This is a genomic window from Kordia periserrulae (assembly GCF_003054265.1).
Lineage (GTDB): Bacteria > Bacteroidota > Bacteroidia > Flavobacteriales > Flavobacteriaceae > Kordia > Kordia periserrulae.
In genome coordinates this window covers 121438-138732 of the sequence record NZ_QBKT01000010.1, presented here as the reverse complement: position 1 = coordinate 138732, position 17295 = coordinate 121438, and the positions used below count along the sequence as shown (strand labels likewise).

Genomic DNA, 17295 nt, shown 5'->3' with positions numbered 1-17295 from the left:
ACTTAGTTGGTTTAACTTCCTTAGATCTTCGCTCAAATCAAATTACGGATATTCGTTTTTTGAAAGACTTAGTTGGTTTAACTTCCTTAGATCTTCGCTCAAATCAAATTACGGATATTCGTTTTTTGAAAGACTTAGTTGGTTTAACTTTCTTAGATCTTAGCTATAATAAAATTACGGATATTAAATCGCTTGTACCTTTTATAAAAAAAGGTAGGAAGATTTCAACAGAAGCGTATCGTGGAGATATCCGTTTGTATAAAAATCCTTTGGGCAGCCCATCACAAGATATCGTAGAACAGGGAAATGCTGCAGTATTGCGATACTTTGAAGCTTTGGAACGAAAAGATGTTAAAGAAGTACAATTATTAGAAGCCAAAGTGTTGTTATTGGGTGAAGGCAAAACAGGAAAAACATCACTTCGTATCAAAATAGAAGATGAAAATAAAGAGTTACCAAAGATAGAAGACAGAACAAGAGGTATTGATATTTATAATTACGAATTCTCTGCCAATAATGATACGTTTATTTGTCATATTTGGGATTTTGGCGGACAAGATGTGTTGTATCAAGTACATCGTTTCTTTTTGAGTAATGATGCAATATACATTTTAGTAACTGATTCAAGAGCTGACCAAGGAAATAAATATGAAGAATGGTTGCAAACCATTGAGATTTTTACCAAAGAAAATAATAATAATAAGATTATCTTATTACAAAATTTAAAATTTGGAGATACGCCTGCAAATATAGATATCTCAGATTATAAAAAATACTACAACATCGTTGATGGAAAAGTATTTGAAGTTGATTTAAGTTTTTCTGAGGCTAAACACCGTGAAACATTTAGAGCTTTTAAGCAAGTTATTCAAAATCGATTAGAAGAACTTCCACATGTTCAAAGAAAAATATTAAGTGATTGGTTAAACGTACGAAAAGAATTAGAGGAATTACTTGAGATAAACACCTATTTGATAAATTTAAGTCAGTATGCTAAAATTTGCGAAAAACACAAAGTTGAAGACAAAGAAAGACAAAAAGACTTACTTAGATATTTACATAAATTGGGAATTGTACTTTGGTATGAAGACTACCTAGCTATCAAACAAAAAGTAATCTTAAATCCCGAATGGATCACTACTGCGCTCTATCGTATTATTGATAGTAAAGATATTCGTGCCAAAAATGGAAAGTTAGAACAAGAAGATGTAGAACATTTATGGAATGAACCTATGTATGTAGATTTTCACAATGAATTATTAGAAATGTTAAAGATTTTCCGCTTGGCTTATAAAAGAAGGCACGAAAACGCGTATATCGTTCCGTCTTTAATGAGTACTGTTATTCCAGAAAAACATGAAAACTGGAACCCTAAAGAAAAATGGGAAATCAAATACAAATATCCTCGTTTAATGCCCAGAGGGATTGTGAATCAATTAGCCGCGGAACTATGTAAATATGTCGATTCTGATTTTGAGGATGTATGGGCTTTTGGAGTTGTTTTTACCGTAAAAAATGCAAAAGCGAAAGTACAAGTCAACAGAAACCTAAAACAAATTTCGGTAGAAGCGTACGGCAATGAACGATTGATGTTGATGCAGGATATTGTAAAAGCAATGAAAGATATTCACGAAACGTATAAAGGACTTGATTTTGATATTGAAATTCCTTGTGTTTGTGAAAAATGCAGTACACTTTCAAGTGTTAAAAAAACGTATCATGACTATAACGAAGATATTGAACGTGAAATTGAAGATAATCGAGATGATATTTACTGTCGAAATTTGAGAGGGCATATTAAAATTGCGCCTATTTTAGAAAGTTCAGGTTTTGCGTTGCCTTATACATTAGTTGAAATACTCAGAGAAAAAGATGCACGGCATAAAATGCATGAAATAGATGATCGAGAGCGACTGAGAAGAATAGAAAACACAACTGAGAAAACGTTAAAATATTCAAAAAAAACAAAGAAAAACACAAAAGAAATTTTAGAAAAGTTTAATACTTTTTTTGAGCACTTATTGAGTTTAGATGAAAACTTAAAGTTAAATAAAGAAGAAATCATTCAAGCAGTTGAAGAAATTTCAATCACTCAAAAACAAGCCATATTTGATGATATTCACAAAGCTTTAGAATCCTTATACGAAGCTATGGATGAACAACAAAAAGAATACCTAGACACTTTAAATACAAAAGGCGGTAATTTAGAAATGAAAATTAAAGCTTCTATTCCTTTATTAAACTTAGTAGGATTAGATATTGGTATTGAAAGTGACTTTGATATTATAAACTGGAGTCAAAAAATGTATAAAAAGTATGAAGTAAAATTGTTCAAGTTATTTGGATACATCTAGAAATTATTTTACAGCAGCGCCTTTCAACTTCCCTTTCAAATACTCAAAACTCTCATCAACTGTAGCAAATAAATCGTCTTCAGGAACCAAATCTGGAATGATGTCTACGGCTTTTAACATATCGCAAGGTTGTTCTTGGAGTCCGACGATGATGACTTCAATGTTTTTCGCACGCAAATCAAAGATGATATCTTCTAAGGCATACAAACCCGATTGATCCATATACGGAACCCTGTCCATTCTAAAAATCACCGCTGTGATATCTTTTGGCAATAGGTTAATTTGATCTTTAAAATACGAAGTAAATCCAAAAAATAACGATCCATACAAATGCTTGATGATGACTTTTTCTTTGTAGTGCTCGTAAAATTCCAATTCGTCTTGCCAAGGTTTTTCACCGTCAATATCCGCTACATTTCCAACTTCCAAGCCTTTTTCGCTGATGTCTCCCGATTTTTTCATAAACAACAAACACGCCAAGGCAATACCAATTCCAACTGCTTGAATCAAGCTTCCAAATGTAGTAATTAACAATACTAAAATCATCACAACGGCATCCGCTCTTGGAACTTTTAACAAGTGTTTTAAGCCTTTAAAATCGACAATCTTAAATCCAATCGGAATTAACAATCCTGCCAAAACACATAGCGGAATGTGCGCAGCTAATTGTCCTAATCCCAACAAAACAGCCAATAAAAATAGTCCGTGAATGACTCCAGACATTCTTGTTTTTCCACCTGCGTTAATGTTTACCACAGTTCCTTTGGTTGCTCCCGCACCTGGAATTCCACCAATAGCAGCGGCAATCATATTTCCAATTCCTTGTCCAATCAATTCGCGATTGCTATTGTGTTTGGTTTTGGTCATATTATCTGCAATCACAGATGTTAATAAAGAATCAATACTTCCTAAAACCGCCAAAACAACTGCATATTCTACAATAGTGGCATACGCGCTAGCATCAATTTCTAAAATACCGCCCAACTGAAACGAAGGCAATCCCGAAGGAATTTCGCCAATCAGTGGAACGTCCATTTTCATAAAATAGGCAATCAACGTCGCTACGATCAAGGCAACCAACGCACTCGGAATGGCTTTGGTGATTTTTGGAAAAAGATAATACACTGCAATCGTAATGGCGCCTAATAACAGCGCATATACATTAGCATCGGTAAACAAACTAGGAAAATTTTGCATCACAGCAATGGTCGATTTCGAAGAGGCCATTCCCGCAAAGGGGAAAATTTGTAAAATCACGATAATCAATCCCACACCACTCATAAACCCTGAAATGACGGGATAAGGAAAGTATTTCACATAGCTAGCAATATTTAAAAAGCCAAAAATCACTTGTAAAATTCCGCCTAATAAAAATGTTGTTAAAATGATTGCCATTCCGCTATCCAAGCTTCCATTCATCTGAATAGCAATAGCAACCAACGCGGCAGAAACTACTGTCATTGGACCTGTTGGACCACTGGCTTGCGTTTCGGTGCCACCAAACAATGCTGCAAAAATTCCGACGGCAATAGCTCCGTACAAACCTGCCGTAGCGCCCATTCCCGATTGTACTCCGAATGCCAATGCTAACGGCAATGCCACAACTCCAGCAACGAGTCCGCCTGTAAAATCACCTTTAAAATTCTTAAAATCGTACAATTTTTTCAGCATAATAATCTTTTTTTGGTTGATTGATTTTTAATTGAAACGCATCGCGAACAGCGATTGTTTAAAACTACTAATTCTAAAATTCAAAACGAAAAATAAATGAAGGCTTTTCAAAAAAACTACCCAAATCCCTTCGCAAGAAATAATATATCTTAAATCTAACAGCGAAGCAGTCTAAAAAAATCCTGTACGCACAGGAACAAGTCTAACAGCAAAGCGGTCTAAAAATCTGGAGCGTAGCGACAAATATTTTTGTAAATTCACCCAAAAATCAACCATGCGCATTACCAAAACCATAGAAACCATTTTTCAGCGTTATTTGCCTTCACCGTTTACCATTGCGGTATTGCTGACGGTATTGACAATTGTTTTGGCAACGTTTTTTACACGACCTGAAGAAATAGCTACTTTTGATTATTTAGTAGATGTGTTGTCGTTTTGGGAAGATGGCATTTGGAATTCTGGATTGCTCGTTTTTGCCTATCAAATGATGCTGATTCTCGTGCTTGGACATGTGCTGGTATTGAGTAAACCGATGAATTCACTCATCATGACACTCACAAAATCGGTCACGAATACCACAAATGCAGTCGTTTTAGTTAGTGTAACAACGATGCTAGTTGCTTTTTTTAATTGGGGATTGGGACTAATTTTTGGCGCAATTTTAGCCAGAAAAGTTGGCGAACGTGCGCAAGAACATAATATTCCAATCAATTATCCACTTGTGGGTGCGGCTGGGTATGTCGGGTTGATGGTTTGGCACGGTGGTATCAGTGGTTCGGCACCGTCAAAAGTGGCAGAACAAGGACATTTACTCGAAATGATGAACGGTGTATTAACGGTAGATCAATTTGGAAAAGTACCCGAAGTCATCACGTCGAGCAGTACTATTTTTAGTTGGTGGAATTTATTATTATTCGCGATTTTACTCGTATTGATTCCCTTGGTATTACGTTTTCTAGCCAAAAAAGCCACGCCTACAAAGTTAAATTTACCGAAATACCAATTCGACAAAATAAATAAAGCAACTCTAGAAGGAGCTGAAAAGTTAGATCATTCTTCCATAGTTGCCATTTCGTTTGGTGTCTTGCTTTTGATCGTGTTTTTTATTCAATATGCTAAAAATGTAAGTTCGTTAGCAAACATTCAAATCTCTCCCAATATGCTCAACTTTTTTATGTTGGGATTGGCAATTGTATTGCATGGAAATTTTAAAAGTTTTTTAAACGCGGTAGAAGAAGCGATTAAAGGAACTTCGGGAATTTTGATTCAATTCCCGCTCTATTTCGGAATTATGGGCATCATGAAAAGTTCTGGAATGGTCGGAATGATTTCAGAAGGTTTTGTCGCGGTGGCGAATGAAACCACCTTACCAATTTATACATTTTTCAGCGCAGGATTGGTAAATATTTTTGTGCCAAGTGGCGGCGGACAATGGGCAGTACAAGGTCCGATTGTAATTCAATCGGCGATAGAATTAGGCGTTCCGTTACCGAAAGCAGTCATGGCATTGTCGTATGGTGATCAAATCACAAACATGTTGCAACCCTTTTGGGCATTGCCGTTATTAGGCATTACACGATTAAAAGCGAAAGAAATATTGCCCTATACCATTATTTTGATGGCAGTCGGAATTGCCGTATATGTTTTAGGATTGCTTTTGTTGTAACTCCATAAAAAAAGTCCCGAAAAGCGGGACTTAATGTTGTGGTTTTAGGCTTTAGTCTTTCAACACTAATTCAAAAAGCAATGATGAAAAATAAATGTTTAGATGTCTCAAGACTAATTACAAATTTGGCGAAAAAATACTAAAAATCAAAGTATTACCTTTTGTTTTCTTGTATAAAGACTCAGAAAATAGCAATTTCATGTACTTTTTAACAGATAAAATAGTGTTTCCACCTGTTTCAGAAACTTCACCAGAAGGCATTTTAGCGATTGGAGGCGATTTACAACCAGAACGCTTACTATTGGCATATAAAAGCGGAATTTTCCCTTGGTACGGAGAAGATGAGCCTATTATTTGGTGGTCGCCCGACCCGCGAATGGTGTTGTTTCCAGAAGAATTAAAAGTATCAAAAAGCATGAAGCAACTGCTACGTCGCCAAGCATTTTCCGTGACGTACAATACAGCTTTTAAAGAAGTAATAAACGCATGCGCTTCCGTGCAACGTCCAGGACAAGACGATACGTGGATTACAGACGAAATGCAGGAAGCGTATTTGGAATTATTCAATATGGGATATATCACTTCCGTAGAAGTGTGGCGCGACGAAAAACTTGTCGGCGGCGCGTACGGTGTAAACTTAGGACGTGTGTTTTGTGGCGAAAGTATGTTTGCGTATGAAAGTAATGCAAGTAAATTTGGTTTTATTCATTTGGTGCGAAAACTCCAATCAGAAGGTTGTCAAATTATTGATTGCCAAATGCATACCAATCATCTAGAAAGTTTGGGAGCGTATGAAATTCCTAGAGAAGTCTTTTTGTCGTTTTTATAAAAAACCATTTTATTTTTGGGTAACACTTTTCTTTTTCAAGAACTATAGGGCATAACTTATAAATTTTATATTATGAAAAGAAAAGATTTAAAAAATCTAAAGCTGAACAAACAAGCAATTTCAAACTTTAAACAAGAAAAACTTGTGGGAGCAGCGCCTAACACGAAAACTTACTGTAAATGTGAGGCAGAACCAGCAGAACCATTGAGTATTGAAACGATTTGTTGGGGACCATCTGGAATTTTACAGTGTGGATCAGATTATTAATCTTTACATATTTTATGTAAAATAAAAGTTAGCGAAAAGTCAGAAGTGTATGCTTCTGGCTTTTTATGTTTTGTCAAATTTTTAAAATCAACGAAGTAAGAATAAATAAAATCTCTCGTGTGCTATTATTATAGTCTTCAAAACGATATTCCAAACCTGTTTGAAACTTTAGATTTTCAGTCCATTGCCAACCGATTTGTGTGGTAAAACGTTGGTCGATTTGTGGTGTCTCAGCTTTTGCGACGCTGAGTAACGATTCTGCATTCGCGACAAAATACGGTTCTCCAATATCTAGCTTTTCTCCCGAAAGTGGCAAATCGATGGTAAATCGGTAGCGAAAACGATGCACGGTAGCATTCGTGGTAATGCGTTGTTCAGTCCGAACGCGATGTCCAAAACGCACAATATTCGGTCGATACGCATAATTGTATTGTTGTGTGAATCGCAATTCGTTGCTACTGTTTTCAAAATTTTCTCGGAAACGATACATGAGCCCAGCACTCACACTGTGATTTGAGTTGAAACTCCACGTAGAAAAGTGAACCAATTGTAAGTGACGTACCGTAAATTCAGTTGTATCATCGCGATAGACATAATTTCTAGCAACCGTAGCAAAATTCACTTTATAACTATCATTTACGTTATGATTTACTGCGAACGAAGGCTCAACAAAAGTCGTAAAATCGTTTTGCGCATGCATAGAAAACACACTGCAAAAAAATACCAACAGTACTATTTTTTTAATACAAGATGTGATCATACGAGCTTTGAATAATGGTTCTCACGAGCGTAAAATCGCCATCTTTGGTAAACGTGATTTCAATAAAATAACGCTCCTTTTTCGTTTTCACTTCCGCAATAATTTCATAAAAATGTTCACTGTTTAAATCGTTGGAAAACGCGTTTTGTATGACTTGTTTTGCATCAATCGTATTGGTATTGTTGTATTGACGTTGTATTTTTTTAATGCGATACGAATCGTACGCATTGCGCATATAGTTTTCAATTTTTTCTCGTGTTTCTTCGGGAATCTGTTTCTTTTTAATCGTTACTTCTACATCTTCCAAAAGTCCTTTTTCAGTAAACTCAATACTGTAATACTTTCGTTTAAACTTTAGTTTGGATTCGTAACTGATTTTTACACTGTCGCGCTCTTTATAATATTTGACATTTTTCACTTTTTCAGGAAGCGTTTTGTCAAGCAAATCCAATCCTTTTTGTGGAAACACCTTTTTTTCAATGCGCTCTTCTTTTTCGTATTTATACGATTGTTGCGCCGTACAATACCCTGAAAATGTCAAAAAAAGTAGTAAAGCAAGATTTCTCATTTCAAGTTTTTTAATTCTTCATAACGAAAACAATCTGTCGTGTGGTCGTTTACCATTCCCGTAGCTTGCATGTGCGCGTAGATGACCGTAGAACCGACAAATTTGAAGCCTCTTTTCTTTAAATCTTTGCTTAACGCATCTGAAATCTCTGTGGTTGCAGGCACTTCCTTACTTGTTTTAAAAGCATTCTGAATCGGTTTTCCGTCTGTAAATTGCCAAATATATTTGGAAAAACTACCGAATTCTTCCTGTACATTCATAAACGCTTGTGCGTTGGTAATGGTGGCTTTAATCTTTAATTTATTTCGAATAATGCCTTTGTCATTCAGCAAAATTTCAAACTTTTCATCACCGTATTTCGCAATCTTTTTATAGTCGAAATTGTCAAAAGCTTTTCGGAAATTTTCACGCTTCCGCAGAATGGTAATCCAGCTCAAACCCGCTTGAAACGTCTCTAAAATTAAAAACTCAAACAGTCGGTCGTCGTCATACACAGGAACGCCCCATTCTTCATCGTGATAGGCAACATACAACGGATCATTTCCACACCAAGTACAGCGTTTTTTATCGTTTGAGTTCATTATTTGAGATTGGTTTTACTTTGAACGTCTATTGTGATTCTTAGTAAATATCTGTTTTTGCTCTAAAAATCGTTTCGTAAATTTACAACGCAAAAAATGAACCGCAAAAGACGTAACGTAAGTTTCCTGAAAAATTGCGACAGAACTCGCGTAAAATAATTGATTATGACCGTGACCACAACACATATAAAAGATATCATAGCAGAAAGTTTGACAAAATCCATGAGCTACGAAGCATACCGAACTTTGGTGCAGAATTTAGTAGCAGAAGGAAAATCCACAGGCGATGTGCAAACAGAAGCTTTGTCAACATATTCCATGTTAAACGACAAACGCATGCAGCGTTTGAACAAAACCATAAAATTATCCGAAGAAGCCATTGCTGAAATCAAAGCGTATACTGGCGACGTGACTTGGTTGGTGTTGACAGAAAGTTGGTGTGGCGATGCAGCGCAAACCATGCCTGTCATCAATAAAGTGGCAGAATTAAACGAAAATATTACGCTAAAAGTTGTATTACGCGATGATAATGATGCGTTGATGAACGAATTTTTAACCAACGGCGGAAAATCGATTCCGAAGTTGATTGCAATTGACAATACTTCTAAAAATGTCATTGGCGATTGGGGACCAAGACCTTCCAAAGCCACAAAAATGGTGAACGATTTTAAAGCAAAACACGGAACACTCACGCCAGAATTCAAGAAAGATTTACAAATTTGGTACAACAAAGACAAAGGTCAAAACACGATTGAAGATTTGCTCAAATTGATTTGATTGTCATTTCTGCGAAGGCAGGAATTTCTCTAGAAGTTTGATGATTCAATAATTGAAAGATTAAAAGCTCACTTCTAACTCCGAAGACTTTCCCCAAATGCTTCTGGAGAAATAGCGTCTTTTACATCAAAATCACCAATTTTAGTACGTCGTAAAGCAGATAAATGTGCGCCAGAATGCAATGCTTGTCCAAAGTCATGCGCCAGAGATCGAATATACGTTCCTTTGCTACAAACCACTCTAAAATCAATTTCAGGAAGTTCAATACGTGTGATTTGGAATGCTTCAATGGTAATTTTTCGGGATGGAATTTCCACTTCTTCGCCTGCACGTGCCAATTCGTACAAACGTTTTCCATCTTTCTTTAAAGCGGAGAAAATAGGCGGTTTTTGGTCAATTTCGCCTAAAAATTGTTGCGTAGTTTCGTGAATAAGTTCTTCTGTGATATGCTCCGTTGGAAATGTTTTGTTGATGTCACTTTCCAAATCGTAGGAAGGTGTCGTGCCGCCAACGGTAATGGTTCCTGTGTATTCTTTGACTTGTCCTTGATATTCTGCAATTTTTTTCGTGTTTTTTCCAACACAAATAATCAACAAACCTGTGGCTAATGGATCAAGCGTACCTGCATGACCGACTTTTAGTTTTTTGACTTTAAAGGTAGATTTTAACGCCCATTTCACTTTGTTTACTGCTTGAAATGATGACCAAGTTAGCGGTTTGTCAATGAGTAAGGTTTGTCCGGCTTGAAATTCTTCGAGCGTTTTCATTTTAGAAATACGTTTTGTATCCAACATACCCAATCGCAATCAATCCGACAATAAGGCAATAGATGGAAAAGTAGGTGAGTTTGCTCTTTTTTACCAAATTAATCATCCACGTACACGCAAATAATCCCGCGATAAAAGCAGCGATAAATCCAAGTGACATTGGTAGAATGTCAGCACTTTCTAACGCAAGTTCGCCACTAAAAATATCTTTTCCAATTTTCCCAAAAATTAACGGCACGACCATCAAAAACGAGAATCGTGCGGCTTTGGTTTTATCATTTCCTAATAAAACAGAGGTTGAAATAGTCGCACCCGAACGTGAAACGCCAGGTAAAATAGCGATGGCTTGCGAAATTCCGATAACAACTGCGTTGGAATAACTCACATTTTTATTTGTGTTTTTGGCTTTGTCAGCAAAATAAAGTAGCAACGCCGTAATAATAAGCATGCAACCGACGAGCAGCAAGTTTCCTTCAAACAACGCTTCCAATTCTTCTTCAAAATAAATACCGACAAGTGCTGCAGGTATCATGGAAAGCACAATTTTTAAGGCGAATTGCGATTCTTCATTCCATTGGAATTGAAAGAGTCCTTTAAGTAAAAAAAGAATATCTTTTCGGAAAACTACGATAGTGCTTAATGCGGTAGCAAAATGCACCACTACGGTAAATAATAAATCTTCTTTGATGTCTGCGCCCAAAATGGCTTTTCCCAATTCAATATGTCCGCTAGACGAAACAGGTAGAAACTCCGTTAATCCTTGAATGATACCAAGGATAATTGCATTAAAACTTTCCATGAATTAGGCGTCTGAATTCGGATTTAACAAAATAGCATACACTTCTATCGCGAATCCAAGAACGACAACCATCGGCGCAATGTGAATGCGTCGTGTGCTAAAAATATCTTCATTAAAAACATTCGGGTCATCGCTTCCGCCGCCAGCCATCAAAATAAATCCGAGTGCAATGACTGCCAATCCGATAAACATAAATAGATAGTTTTTCTTCCCGAAAACAAAATTTGATTGTGATATATTTTCTTGGTTGGAAGGATTATTTTTTACAGTCGCCGCGTCATCTTTTTGTGTAGCAACAGGTTGTTGTACAGGTTTTTGCGGTGCGCTTTTAGCTTTTTTTCGATTGCTTTTAGAATTTTTGTTTTTCATGAATGCTCAAGTTTACAAATGTCAACCGAATACATATTTCATTTCAAAACATTTAAAACTCACTGTACACGACAGTTGTGCCTTTTTCCATTTTTGAAATATGCGGAACAATTCCGTCAGGATTGACAATTGTCCATCGGTTCGGACAATACAAAGTAACGGTTTTATTTAAAACTTTGGCACTTAATTGCGCTAAATTTATTCCTTTCTCTAAGCCACGATTGATGTAATAATAATGACTATCATTTTCGAGTCGAATTTGGATATTGTTAGAAGCGCCTTCTTTGATAGAAACGATTTTACCGGATATCAATACACAATCGTCCGATTGCACCGTGTTTATTGGTGTAAACGAATATGCTAAGAATACAACGAGTGCTATGCCTAAAAATATGAATGTGATTCTTTTCATAATTTATAATTTTAAAAATTAAAATGTCTTTTCAATCACGTAAATATTTTCATCATAAATTTTGGGTTTGGATTTGTTGGTCTAAATATAACTAAGTATTTTCCTAATTATTTTATAACGAAGGGTTAAAGTGTGTTAATGTTTGTAGAAATATGCTTGCACCAATTACTTTTTCCAAAGTTTTCGAATTGCTTCCCAAATGGAAGGTTTTGGTGACTTTTCTTCAAAAATCAATTTTTTCATCGGGATTTTCCTATTACTTGCTACACCAACATCATTTTTTGAAGGTTGTCCAAGTTCTTTTCCACCTTTATGGGCATATTGTAGATAGCCTTTTGCAGGTTTGGGCAATGCTTTTTTACATTCGACGGAGCAAATATTTGCAAGAAGCGGAACAACATCTGTAGCGACTCTTAGAGAAATCCACCATTGATTCGTTTCTGCTTGCGAGATGCTTTTTTTACAAACACTACATGAAATGATTTCTGAGTTATATGTTACCGGATTTTCATGTAAGCTCGGAAACGGTTTTCTATGTTTATAGTTTCCATATAAAGCACGTGTACTTATGATACTATTTTTTAGATTTTTACACTGAGTAATTTCATAAGGAAGCCAATGTAAGTCATAGGAAGTATAAGGAATGAATTCTTCTAGACTTTTCATGTTTCCTATTTCGGGTGGAATTCGCTTGAGTTTACTTCCGTAAAGTATCATCTTTTTTACGTGCGTCAATTTCTCAATTGATTTTGGTAACGTGTGAAGCTGTGCGTATAATTCTTTTCCCAAATAATTGAAGGGATCAAATTCCTTATGTCTTTCTTTAGCAGCAATTTCTACATATTCACAAAGTCTTTTCCATGCTTCAGAGGAAGTGTCTTGAACATTATTTTCAATAGGAATGTAGGCATGTTCATATTTTAAATCCATAGTGAAAAACTCCAGAATATTATTTCCCAATTTTCTGACTTCTAATCGTTAAAATCATCGCGAAAATCAGTAAAATGCTTGAAAGTGAACGCATCCAGAAACCTCTGTCGTAATTTTCAGAAGTAACTAGATTGACAATAATTAAAATAACGCTCGCAATAATAAGCAACAAAGGAAGTATTGATTTTTTCATCACAAAAGTCAAAAATTACGTGTACAATTGGTCTGTGCGTAAATTCAAATAGCGTTGTGTGGCAAAAAAACTGCTAATCAACGTAATTAAAATGCCAATCACTAAAATTCCCGCAAATACGGAGCCTATTAATAGTTTATTATCAATCAATTGTAATTGTGGTAGCGATTTATTAGCGTAATACAACATGGCAGCCATTCCAGCCAATGCTAAAATAGCGGCAATAATGCCCATTTTTACACTCTTCCAAATAAAAGGTTTGCGAATAAACCCTTTCGTAGCGCCCACCATTTGCATGGTTTTAATCGTAAAACGTTTGGCATATACCGAAAGGCGAATCGAACTATTAATAAGCAATGCTGCCACAATGGCAAAAAAGACACATGCAACTAAAATCCAAAATCCGATGGTTTTGATATTGGCGTTCAGTTTAGAAACCAGCGACTTGTCATAAGAAACTTCGTTTACAAAACTCTTTTCACTCAATTCCTTTACAATAGCTTCCAATTCTTCTACAGACACAAAATTCGAATTCAAATATACATCCAGCGAATTATACAAAGGATTTTCCCCTAAAAACGCTACAAAATCTTCTCCAATATCGTCGGTCAACTTTACAGCGGCTTGGTCTTTTGATACAAAATTAGCAGACTTGGTATAATCTGCCAACGCCAATGTTTTTTGGAGTTGCTGCATCTCAACGTCTTTGGCTGAATTCTTAAAGAAAATCGTCATCGGAACTTGTTCCTTATAATAGTCGGCAACTTTCTTCGTATTCAAAACCAATAAGCCTAAAATTCCCAGCAGAAAAAGTACTAGGGTGGTACTTAAAACCACAGAAAAATAGGAAGAAATCAATCGTTTTTTTTGATACTTGTCAAAAGAAGAACTCATAAAAAGTGCATTAATTAGGTAAAATTAAAAAATTTTAGATGCAAATGTATATTTGATGCAAAAACATATACTAAAAACGAAAGTTTACTATAAAATCGTATGTTATTTGAAGTTTAAAAGTTTAAGGGTTTATAAGTTTAAGTAATAAACTAACAGTTTTCAATCATTGAATCTTTCAATAAACAAGAAGTTTACAAGTATAGAGTTGCAAGCGAAACAAATAGACACATCCACAAATTGACAAATCAACAAATCAACAGACACAAACCCAACAAAAACCTAACACCCAAAACCCAAAACCCAAAAAAAACCACTAAATTTGCGCTTCTTTAAAAGTTAGCAAAATGAAGTACAATTTCAACGAAATTGAAGCCAAATGGCAAAAATATTGGGCAGAAAACGGAACATTTCATGCCGAAAATAATACCGACAAACCAAAATATTACGTACTTGATATGTTTCCATATCCGTCAGGTGCGGGACTGCATGTTGGGCATCCATTAGGTTATATTGCTTCAGATATTTATGCGCGTTACAAGCGTCATCAAGGATTCAACGTGTTGCATCCGCAAGGATATGATAGTTTTGGATTGCCAGCAGAACAATATGCGATTCAAACGGGACAGCATCCTGCGATTACCACCAAAACGAACATCAAGCGTTACCGTGAGCAGTTAGATAAAATTGGCTTCTCGTTCGATTGGAGCAGAGAAGTACGAACGTCCAATCCTGAATATTACAAGTGGACACAGTGGATTTTTATCGAATTGTTCAACTCGTGGTACAATGTCGAAACTGACAAAGCGGAGCATATTGATACACTTATCGCGAAATTTGAAGTGGACGGAAACGCCAATGTAAAAGCGGTTTGTGATGATGATGTAGCAATGTTCGCTGCGGCGGAATGGAACAATTATTCCTCAAAAGAACAACAAGAAATTCTCTTAAAATATAGACTAACATATTTGGCAGAAACCGAAGTAAACTGGTGTCCTGCGCTAGGAACGGTATTGGCAAATGACGAAATTGTCAACGGCGTTTCCGAACGTGGCGGACATCCTGTGGTTCGTAAAAAAATGACCCAATGGAGCATGCGAATCTCCGCGTATGCACAGCGTTTGCTAGACGGTTTGAACGAAATCGATTGGCCACAACCTCTAAAAGATTCGCAAACCAATTGGATTGGTCGCTCGCAAGGCGCGATGGTAACGTTTAAGGTAGACGGACACGACGCGAATATTGATGTGTTTACGACACGACCAGACACGATTTACGGCGTAAGTTTTATGACCTTGGCTCCAGAACACGATTTGGTAGCGAAAATCACAACTGCTGCACAAAAAGAAGCTGTGGAAAGTTACGTAGAAGCCACAGCAAAACGCAGTGAGCGCGAGCGTATGGCAGATGTCAAAACGATTTCGGGAGTCTTTACAGGCGCGCATGCCATTCATCCGTTTACAGGCGAAAAAATTCCAATTTGGATTGGCGATTACGTATTGGCAAGTTACGGAACAGGCGCGGTGATGGCAGTTCCATGTGGCGACCAACGCGATTACGACTTTGCAAAACACTTCGGATTAGACATTCCAAACATCTTTGAAAATGTAGACATTTCTGAAGAAGCATACAGTGAAAAAGAAGGTGTCAAAATCGCTAATTCTGACTTCTTAAACGGTTTGACCTATAAAAAAGCCATGAAAACCGTGATTTACGAAATGGAAAAGCGCGGTTTTGGAAAAGGAAAAATCAACTATCGTTTGCGCGATGCGGTATTCTCGCGTCAGCGTTATTGGGGCGAACCGTTTCCAGTATATTATGTAGACGGAATGCCACAAATGATTGATGTACAACATTTGCCAATCACGTTACCAGAAGTAGAAAAATATTTACCCACCGAAACGGGCGAACCACCATTAGGAAACGCTGAGGTTTGGGCGTGGGATACCAACACAAATACCATTGTAAGCAACGAACTTGTCACTTCGAGCGCAGTCGAGAAGCAAGACAACGGAATCTATCCTTTGGAGTTAAACACCATGCCAGGTTGGGCAGGAAGTTCGTGGTATTTCTTCCGTTATATGGAAAAAGCCTTGCGCGATGAACATTTTGCAAGCAAAGAAGCATTAGACTATTGGCAAAATGTAGATTTATATATTGGTGGAAGCGAACACGCGACAGGGCATTTATTGTACGCACGTTTCTGGACAAAGTTCTTGCACGACAGAGGATTTGTCAATGTGGATGAACCGTTTAAAAAGCTCATCAACCAAGGAATGATTTTGGGGACGAGTGCTTTTGTTCACAAATTCATAATTAGTTATAATATTGATTTGAAAATTACAGTAGAGACAAATGATAATTCTAAAATTCACTCTACTAAGAAATATAAAAATGGAAAATATTATAAGAAGGAAATATATGTATCTAGTGATAGACTAGAAGATCTTTTAGATAGTAAAGGTCAAGTTCTCGAAAAGAAATTTTTATTAAATGAAATTGATCGTGAGAATTTGTTTAAAACTATTGAAAAAGAGCATTTTAATATTATTAGAAAAGAAATAGATTTTCTAAGCGACATAGAGATTGTTGAAATTACAGAGAGAGCAATTCCAATCCATGCTGATGTTTCATTAGTAAATTCGTCAGATGAGTTGGATATAGAAGGCTTCAAAAACTGGCGAGCTGAATTTAAAGATGCTGAATTTATCTGTGAAGATGATGGCACTTTTAAAGTTTCTCGCGAAGTCGAAAAAATGTCGAAATCTAAATACAACGTTGTCAATCCTGACGAAATTTGTGAAACCTATGGTGCGGATAGCTTGCGTTTGTATGAAATGTTTTTAGGGCCGTTGGAGCAAGCAAAACCTTGGAACACGGCAGGAATTACAGGTGTTTTTGGCTTTTTAAAGAAATTGTGGAAATTGTACGTTGCTGACGAAGGTCCGAAAGTAACCGAAACCGAACCGACGAAAGACAACTTAAAAACTTTGCACAAAACCATCAAAAAAGTACAGGAAGACATTGAAAACTTCTCGTTCAATACGTCGGTAAGTACGTTTATGATTTGCGTCAACGAATTGACCGATCAAAAGTGTACAAGTCGTGCAATTTTAGAACCGTTAACAATCTTGGTTTCTCCGTATGCACCGCATATTGCAGAAGAATTATGGTCGCGTTTGGGCAATGAAGGTTCTATTGCTACCGTGAAGTTTCCAGTGTTTGAAGCGCGTCATTTGGTAGAAAGTTCCAAAGAATATCCAGTATCGTTCAACGGAAAAATGCGCTTCAAAAAAGAATTGCCGTTAGATTTATCCAAAGAAGAAATTGAGAAAATAATTCTAGAAGACGAACGTACACAAGCACAATTAAACGGAAGAACTCCCAAAAGAGTGATTGTAGTTCCAGGAAAAATCATTAATATCGTAGGATAGAAAAGCAGTTTGGTACAAAAATAGTAC

At 36.4% G+C, this 17295-nt stretch carries 17 protein-coding genes; 6 read left to right on the top strand and 11 right to left on the bottom strand.

Annotation, left to right across the window (positions count from 1 at the left end; all coding sequences use genetic code 11):
* A partial coding sequence (locus C8N46_RS17810; protein ID WP_211314510.1) for a COR domain-containing protein occupies positions 1-2354 on the top strand: 2354 nt, incomplete at its 5' end.
* A gap of 3 nt (positions 2355-2357) precedes the next feature.
* On the opposite strand, the gene C8N46_RS17805 is transcribed toward C8N46_RS17810, so the two are convergent.
* Positions 2358-4025 (bottom strand): SulP family inorganic anion transporter, encoded by a 1668-nt coding sequence (locus C8N46_RS17805; protein ID WP_108116459.1) that lies wholly within the window; start codon positions 4023-4025, stop codon positions 2358-2360.
* A gap of 274 nt (positions 4026-4299) precedes the next feature.
* On the opposite strand from C8N46_RS17805, the gene C8N46_RS17800 reads away from it, so the two are divergent.
* The 3 genes from C8N46_RS17800 to C8N46_RS17790 all read left to right on the top strand — a co-directional run bounded on the left by C8N46_RS17800 (position 4300) and on the right by C8N46_RS17790 (position 6787).
* Positions 4300-5691: a short-chain fatty acid transporter gene (locus C8N46_RS17800; protein WP_108116458.1), complete on the top strand. Its 1392-nt coding sequence runs from the start codon at positions 4300-4302 to the stop codon at positions 5689-5691.
* Positions 5692-5890: 199 nt separating this feature from the next.
* Complete coding sequence (aat, locus tag C8N46_RS17795) at positions 5891-6520, top strand: leucyl/phenylalanyl-tRNA--protein transferase (protein WP_108116469.1); 630 nt, start codon at positions 5891-5893, stop codon at positions 6518-6520.
* Positions 6521-6592: 72 nt separating this feature from the next.
* Positions 6593-6787, top strand: a complete 195-nt coding sequence (locus tag C8N46_RS17790) for a hypothetical protein (protein WP_108116457.1) — start codon at positions 6593-6595, stop codon at positions 6785-6787.
* A gap of 73 nt (positions 6788-6860) precedes the next feature.
* On the opposite strand, the gene C8N46_RS17785 is transcribed toward C8N46_RS17790, so the two are convergent.
* The 3 genes from C8N46_RS17785 to C8N46_RS17775 are packed head-to-tail and all read right to left on the bottom strand — an operon-like array spanning position 6861 to position 8696.
* Complete coding sequence (locus C8N46_RS17785; RefSeq protein ID WP_245896930.1) at positions 6861-7487, bottom strand: DUF2490 domain-containing protein; 627 nt, start codon at positions 7485-7487, stop codon at positions 6861-6863.
* A gap of 40 nt (positions 7488-7527) precedes the next feature.
* A complete protein-coding gene (locus C8N46_RS17780) occupies positions 7528-8115 on the bottom strand; it encodes a hypothetical protein (protein WP_108116455.1) in 588 nt (195 codons plus the stop codon).
* Entirely contained in the window at positions 8112-8696 is a 585-nt protein-coding gene (locus C8N46_RS17775; RefSeq protein WP_108116454.1) for a DNA-3-methyladenine glycosylase I, read from the bottom strand. The genes C8N46_RS17780 and C8N46_RS17775 overlap by 4 nt, the downstream gene beginning before the upstream one ends.
* 165 nt (positions 8697-8861) lie before the next feature.
* Between C8N46_RS17775 and C8N46_RS17770 the strand changes: the two genes are divergently transcribed.
* Positions 8862-9473: a thioredoxin family protein gene (locus C8N46_RS17770; RefSeq protein ID WP_108116453.1), complete on the top strand. Its 612-nt coding sequence runs from the start codon at positions 8862-8864 to the stop codon at positions 9471-9473.
* A 74-nt stretch (positions 9474-9547) separates the two neighbouring features.
* Here C8N46_RS17770 and truB read toward each other — a convergent pair whose 3' ends face one another.
* The 7 genes from truB to C8N46_RS17740 all read right to left on the bottom strand — a co-directional run bounded on the left by truB (position 9548) and on the right by C8N46_RS17740 (position 13837).
* A complete protein-coding gene (gene truB, locus C8N46_RS17765; protein WP_108116468.1) occupies positions 9548-10240 on the bottom strand; it encodes a tRNA pseudouridine(55) synthase TruB in 693 nt (230 codons plus the stop codon).
* 1 nt (position 10241) lies between these two features.
* Entirely contained in the window at positions 10242-11039 is a 798-nt protein-coding gene (locus C8N46_RS17760; RefSeq protein ID WP_108116452.1) for an undecaprenyl-diphosphate phosphatase, read from the bottom strand.
* A 3-nt stretch (positions 11040-11042) separates the two neighbouring features.
* Positions 11043-11276: a DUF3098 domain-containing protein gene (locus C8N46_RS20930; RefSeq protein WP_262498089.1), complete on the bottom strand. Its 234-nt coding sequence runs from the start codon at positions 11274-11276 to the stop codon at positions 11043-11045.
* A gap of 184 nt (positions 11277-11460) precedes the next feature.
* A complete protein-coding gene (locus C8N46_RS17750) occupies positions 11461-11820 on the bottom strand; it encodes a hypothetical protein (protein ID WP_108116450.1) in 360 nt (119 codons plus the stop codon).
* A gap of 165 nt (positions 11821-11985) precedes the next feature.
* A complete protein-coding gene (locus C8N46_RS17745; RefSeq protein WP_211314509.1) occupies positions 11986-12750 on the bottom strand; it encodes a hypothetical protein in 765 nt (254 codons plus the stop codon).
* Between the two features lie 19 nt (positions 12751-12769).
* Entirely contained in the window at positions 12770-12943 is a 174-nt protein-coding gene (locus tag C8N46_RS20650; protein ID WP_158269196.1) for a hypothetical protein, read from the bottom strand.
* Positions 12944-12958: 15 nt separating this feature from the next.
* The gene (locus C8N46_RS17740) at positions 12959-13837 is read right to left on the bottom strand and encodes a cell division protein FtsX (protein WP_108116449.1); all 879 of its coding nucleotides are present in this window, start codon (positions 13835-13837) and stop codon (positions 12959-12961) included.
* A gap of 344 nt (positions 13838-14181) precedes the next feature.
* Here C8N46_RS17740 and C8N46_RS17735 point away from each other — a divergent pair, with 344 nt between their 5' ends.
* Positions 14182-17268 (top strand): leucine--tRNA ligase, encoded by a 3087-nt coding sequence (locus tag C8N46_RS17735; RefSeq protein WP_108116448.1) that lies wholly within the window; start codon positions 14182-14184, stop codon positions 17266-17268.
* The last annotated feature ends 27 nt before the right edge of the window (positions 17269-17295 follow it).

Excerpts from the sequence above, each read along its gene's own strand:
- C8N46_RS17805 (WP_108116459.1), bottom strand. The coding sequence starts at position 4,025 with ATGCTGAAAAAATTGTACGATTTTAAGAATTTTAAAGGTGATTTTACA.
- C8N46_RS17800 (WP_108116458.1), top strand. The coding sequence starts at position 4,300 with ATGCGCATTACCAAAACCATAGAAACCATTTTTCAGCGTTATTTGCCT.
- aat (WP_108116469.1), top strand. The coding sequence starts at position 5,891 with ATGTACTTTTTAACAGATAAAATAGTGTTTCCACCTGTTTCAGAAACT.
- C8N46_RS17790 (WP_108116457.1), top strand. The coding sequence starts at position 6,593 with ATGAAAAGAAAAGATTTAAAAAATCTAAAGCTGAACAAACAAGCAATT.
- C8N46_RS17785 (WP_245896930.1), bottom strand. The coding sequence starts at position 7,487 with ATGCATGCGCAAAACGATTTTACGACTTTTGTTGAGCCTTCGTTCGCA.
- C8N46_RS17780 (WP_108116455.1), bottom strand. The coding sequence starts at position 8,115 with ATGAGAAATCTTGCTTTACTACTTTTTTTGACATTTTCAGGGTATTGT.
- C8N46_RS17775 (WP_108116454.1), bottom strand. The coding sequence starts at position 8,696 with ATGAACTCAAACGATAAAAAACGCTGTACTTGGTGTGGAAATGATCCG.
- C8N46_RS17770 (WP_108116453.1), top strand. The coding sequence starts at position 8,862 with ATGACCGTGACCACAACACATATAAAAGATATCATAGCAGAAAGTTTG.
- truB (WP_108116468.1), bottom strand. The coding sequence starts at position 10,240 with ATGAAAACGCTCGAAGAATTTCAAGCCGGACAAACCTTACTCATTGAC.
- C8N46_RS17760 (WP_108116452.1), bottom strand. The coding sequence starts at position 11,039 with ATGGAAAGTTTTAATGCAATTATCCTTGGTATCATTCAAGGATTAACG.
- C8N46_RS17750 (WP_108116450.1), bottom strand. The coding sequence starts at position 11,820 with ATGAAAAGAATCACATTCATATTTTTAGGCATAGCACTCGTTGTATTC.
- C8N46_RS17745 (WP_211314509.1), bottom strand. The coding sequence starts at position 12,750 with ATGGATTTAAAATATGAACATGCCTACATTCCTATTGAAAATAATGTT.
- C8N46_RS20650 (WP_158269196.1), bottom strand. The coding sequence starts at position 12,943 with ATGAAAAAATCAATACTTCCTTTGTTGCTTATTATTGCGAGCGTTATT.
- C8N46_RS17740 (WP_108116449.1), bottom strand. The coding sequence starts at position 13,837 with ATGAGTTCTTCTTTTGACAAGTATCAAAAAAAACGATTGATTTCTTCC.
- C8N46_RS17735 (WP_108116448.1), top strand. The coding sequence starts at position 14,182 with ATGAAGTACAATTTCAACGAAATTGAAGCCAAATGGCAAAAATATTGG.